Origin of the sequence: Aquabacterium sp. UBA2148, assembly GCF_002328915.1 — a bacterium.
In the GTDB taxonomy this organism is placed as follows: domain Bacteria; phylum Pseudomonadota; class Gammaproteobacteria; order Burkholderiales; family Burkholderiaceae_C; genus Aquabacterium; species Aquabacterium parvum.
This window is the reverse complement of the sequence record NZ_DCXA01000326.1, coordinates 1-4826: the sequence shown is the minus strand read 5'-3', so window position 1 is coordinate 4826 and position 4826 is coordinate 1. Positions and strand designations below refer to the sequence as shown.

General features: G+C 66.5%; 4 protein-coding genes and 1 pseudogene. 3 read left to right on the top strand and 2 right to left on the bottom strand.

What is annotated here, in order from left to right; genetic code table 11:
- Nucleotides 1–497 (bottom strand): annotated as a pseudogene (locus B2W70_RS18195) (hypothetical protein); the annotation flags it as partial.
- 13 nt (nt 498–510) lie between these two features.
- Complete coding sequence (apaG, locus tag B2W70_RS18190) at nt 511–885, bottom strand: Co2+/Mg2+ efflux protein ApaG (protein ID WP_058087223.1); 375 nt, start codon at nt 883–885, stop codon at nt 511–513.
- 135 nt (nt 886–1020) lie between these two features.
- Here apaG and B2W70_RS18185 point away from each other — a divergent pair, with 135 nt between their 5' ends.
- The 3 genes from B2W70_RS18185 to B2W70_RS18175 all read left to right on the top strand — a co-directional run.
- Complete coding sequence (locus tag B2W70_RS18185; protein ID WP_286747975.1) at nt 1021–2781, top strand: alkaline phosphatase D family protein; 1761 nt, start codon at nt 1021–1023, stop codon at nt 2779–2781.
- Between the two features lie 112 nt (nt 2782–2893).
- Nucleotides 2894–3577 (top strand): ribulose-phosphate 3-epimerase, encoded by a 684-nt coding sequence (rpe, locus tag B2W70_RS18180; protein WP_058087210.1) that lies wholly within the window; start codon nt 2894–2896, stop codon nt 3575–3577.
- 125 nt (nt 3578–3702) lie between these two features.
- Nucleotides 3703–4826 (top strand): methyl-accepting chemotaxis protein (locus tag B2W70_RS18175; RefSeq protein WP_286747974.1); only part of this gene is annotated, 1124 nt, incomplete at its 3' end.

Here is a 4826-nt window from a genome sequence, read left to right as displayed (position 1 = left end):
CGCAGGCCGTCGCCGAGCAAGCCGCCGATTTGATCCAGCGTGGCCTCGTCCAGGTGGGCCAGCCAGCGTCCGTCGTCCGGGTCGCTGAAAAGCAGGTTGAACAGCACCGACAGGTCGGCGGTCTCGGGGCTGGCGGGCAACAGCCGCCGGCGCACGCGCTCGCCCAGCTCGTTGAGGAAGGCCGAGCGCGGCGAGAAGCCGTAGTCGGCCAGCAGCGCGGCCACGTCGGTGTCGCGCCAGAAGGCGGCCAGCAGGGCCACCACGCGCGCGCGCCGCTCCGGCTTGGCGTCGATCAGGCGCACCACGTTCTGCAGGCCGCTGACGGGCTCGCCACGGCGCACCCAGTCCAGCGTGCGGATCAGCCAGATGTGGCGCTCGACCAGCGGCGCGTCGGCATCGGCCTGGTCCAGCCAGGCCTCGATCTCGAAGCCGTTGCCGGGCCGGGGCCACCAGGCCTGGCGGTTGAAGGGGGACAGGAGCTTGGAGATGACCGCCATCGTGTGCCGGACCTCAGTGCAGCGACTGCGAGCGCGCGAGCATGAACTCGGGCACGGGCGCTTCGAACAGGCGGGCGTCTTCGGTCATGCAAAAGAAGGTGCCGTGCATCGTGCCATGCGGCGTGTTCAACCTGGTCCAGCTGGTGTACTCGAAGCGCTCGCCCGGCTTGAGCAGCGGCTGGTTGCCCACCACGCCCAGGCCGCGCACCTCTTCGGTTTGACCCATGGCGTCGGTGATGACCCAGTGCCTGGCGATCAGTTGCGCCGACACCGTGCCGCTGTTGACGATGGTGACGGTGTAGGAGAAAGCGTACTCGTGCGTGGACGGGTCGCTCTGCTCCTCGAGGTAGCTGGGGTGCACGCTGCAAGTGAATTCGGCCTGGTTCATGCGGCCCATTCTAGGCAATGCCTTCGGGCAGGTCCGGGCGGAAGTCCCGACGCTTCATGGGGATGTCACGCTGGACAGTGAACATCGCGTGCCGCGCAATTGCAGTTCTTTACCAAGCACCCAAGAGGAGTACCCATGGATCGTCGTCGTTTCCTGTCCGCGCTGGGCGTGGCCGGTGGGGGTTTGTTCGTCACCTGGCAAGCGCGTGCCGCATCCTGGATGAACCTGGGACTGGTGCCTTTGGACACCCGCAACCTGCGCACCGACTCGGCCCGCGTGTTCGACCTCTCGGTGGCCTCGGCCGACCCGAGTGAAACCGGCGTGATCCTGTGGACGCACATCGACCCGGCTGCGGTGCGCGGTGGCGAGCCCCTGTACCTGCAGGTGGCGCTGGACGCGCAATTCAACACCCTGCTGGTGCAGGCCCGCGTGAACGCCGACGAAATCAGCCCCGAGCGCGACCACACCGTCAAGGTCGACCTCGACGGTCAGTTGCCGGCCATGGCCTCGGGCGGCCCCTTCTTCTATCGCTTCATCTACGACGGCACCGTCAGCCGCACGGGTCGCTGCCGCACCCTGCCGGCCGCCAGCGCCCAACGCAAGCGCTACAAGCTGGCCCTGCTGACCTGCCAGGACTACACCAACGGCTATTACGGCGCCCTGGCCCACGTGGCCCGCGACGACAGCATCGACCACGTGCTGCACCTGGGCGACTTCATCTACGAAACCGCTGGCGACCCGCGCTTTCAAAGCCTGCCGTTTGCCGATCGCACCATGGTGCTGCCCTCGGGCGGCACGGTGGCGCTGGACGTCAACGACTACCGCTTCATCTACCGCACCATCCGCCGCGACCCCAACATCCAGGCCCTGATGGAGCGCCACACGCTGATCTGCGTGCCCGATGACCACGAGACGGCCAACGACACCTACTGGGACTACGCCCGCGACACCCTGGGCGCGCCCGACCATCCCTACACGACCGATGCCAAGTACGGTGCCGACGCCGGCCTGCTGCGCCGCCTCAAGCTCGATTCGCAACGCGCCTGGAGCGAGTACGTTCCGGCCCGCGTGAGCTTCGACGCCAACGCCACCCACCCCTTCGAGGCGCTCAAGGTGTTCCGCCAATTCAACTTTGGCGGCTTCCTGGAGCTGTTCATGATCGAGAACCGCACCTACCGCAGCGCCCACGCCTGTGGTGAGAAGGACTTCGGCCAGCGCTACTTCCCGCTGGGCTGCACGAAGTACAACAGCGCCGATCAAACCCTGCTGGGCAAGACCCAGCTGAACTGGTTGGTCGATGGGCTGACCAAGTCCCGCGCCACCTGGAAGCTCATGGGCAACCAGACCTTCTTCGGGCGCCTGGCCGTGACCTTCCTGGGCACGCAGCTGGCGCCGCTGAACGTCGACGCCTGGGACGGCTTCCAGGCCGAGCGCCGTGCGCTCACCGGTGCGCTGCGCGACGCCAAGGTCAGCAACTTCCTGGTGGCCACCGGTGACCTGCACACCTACATGGCCAGCAACATCAAGCACGACTACGGCAACCTCAACCCGCTGGCCCTGGACAACTACGTGGGCGCCGAGTTCATGACGCCGTCGGTGACCTCGTCGACGCTGGCCGAGATGCTGGCCGCCAAGGCCGATGCGCAGACCCAGGTGCTGATCGGCCGTGCGCTGGCCGCGCCCGCCGTGCGCCTGAACAACCCGCACATCCAGTTCTTCGACAGCAGCCGCCAGGGCTATTCCACGCTGGAGATGACCGACGCCCACGCCGAGTGGGTGGCCTACGCGGTCGACAAGTCCGTCAGCGGCGAGCTGCCAGCACGCAAGTGCATCGCCCGCCAGCGCAAGAACATGTGGCTGCCGTGGCTGATGGCACAGAGCACGGCCGGGTACTGAGCGGGACCCTCGCGAGAGGGCCAGGGGTTTCCTAGAATGGCGGTTTGGGCGCGCCATCGCGCCTTGCCGCCTCAACAAGGCCCCAACCGGGCCCCACCAGGAACCGCTCCCCATGTCACGCACTTTCCGCATCGCCCCCAGCATCCTCTCGGCCGACTTCGCCTGCTTGGGGCAGGAGGTGCGCAACGTGATCGACGCCGGCGCCGACTGGATCCACTTCGACGTGATGGACAACCATTACGTGCCCAACCTGACCTTCGGGCCGATGGTCTGCCAGGCGCTGCGCAAGCACAGTGTCAAGGCCGATGGCACGAAGGTGCCCATCGACGTGCACCTGATGGTGCAACCCGTTGACGCCCTGGCCACGGCCTTTGCCAAGTCCGGCGCCGACATCGTCACCTTTCACCCCGATGCCTCCACCCACGTCGACCGCACGCTGCAGCTGATCAAGGCCGAGGGCATCCAGGCTGGCCTGGTGTTCAACCCCGCTTCGCCCATCGACGTGCTGGAGTGGGTGATCGACAAGGTCGACGTGGTGCTGCTGATGAGCGTGAACCCGGGTTTTGGGGGCCAGAGCTTCATCGACAGCACGCTGCGCAAGGCCGAGAAGGTGCGCAAGGTGATCGACGCCTCGGGTCGTGACATCCGCCTGGAGATCGACGGTGGGGTGAAGGTCGACAACATCCGCCGCATCGCCGACGCGGGCGCCGACACCTTCGTGGCCGGCTCGGCCATCTTCGGTCAGCCCAGCTACCGGGACGTGATCGACGCGATGCGGGTCGAACTGGCGCGTTGAGTCCAGAGCGGGCACCGGGAGGTGCCTGCGGGCAGGATTGCGGCCACTTTTGCCGATTTTTCCTTCAAGTTCAAGGTTTGTCCTGCCGATAGGCTGGGGTCAAGTTGTTGCATTGAAGGAAAACCATGCGCTCATCTGCCAGCATCGCCCACCGCCTCGGTGCCGTCCTGGGTGGCTTGTTGCTGCTCATCGTTGCCATGGTGGCGCTGGCCTGGAGCCAGATGGGTGCCATGCGGGGCTCGGAGAAAGAGATCATCGACAACTGGCTGCCCAGCGTCGAGCTCGTCAACCAGCTCAACACGAACATCTCTGACCAGCGCATCCTGGAGTTCCGCCACGTGCTCAACACCGATGAGTCGGCGATGCGCGGCATCGAGGCAGAGCTGACAAAAGTCAAGGCCGAGTTCAACAGCCTGCACGATGCCTACAAGGCGCTTTTGTCCTCAGACCAGGAGCGCACGCAGCACGCCGCCTTCGAGCGCAGCTGGGGCGAGTACCTGCGCTTGCATGAGCAGGTGATGAACTTCTCCCGCCAGAACCAGAACGACCAAGCCCGGGCGCTGCTGGAAGGCGATGCGCAAAAGAGCTTCGACCAGGCCACAGCCGACCTGGTGGCGCTGATCAAACTCAACAGCGACGGCGCCAAAGCAGCGGGTCATGGGGCCGAAGGCACCTACGTTTTTGCCCGCAACGCGCTGCTGGTGTCGGCCTTGCTGGGCCTGCTGGTGGGCACGGTGGCCGCCGTGTGGCTCACGCGCTCCATCACCCGACCCATCGAGTCGGCGCTGGCCGTGGCCGAGGGCGTGGCCGAGGGCAACCTGGCGCAACACATCGAGGTGAACTCGTCCGACGAGCTGGGGCGCTTGCTCGGCTCGCTGCGCACCATGCAGGGCCGTTTGTCTGACGTGGTCTCGGGCGTGCGGGGCTCGGCCGAGGGCGTGGCCACGGCCAGCGCGCAGATCGCCCAGGGCAACCTGGACCTGTCGCAACGCACCGAAGAGCAGGCTTCCGCCGTGCAGCAGACCGCCGCCACCATGGAAGAGGTGGGCAGCACCGTGCGCAACAACGCGGACGCGGCATCCCAGGCCAACCAGATGGCGCAGGGCGCCTCGGAGGTGGCCATGCGGGGCGGTGACGTGGTCGGCCAGGTGGTGCAGACCATGCAGGGCATCAACGACAGCTCGCGCAAGATCAACGACATCATCGGCACCATCGACGGCATCGCGTTCCAGACCAACATCCTGGCGCT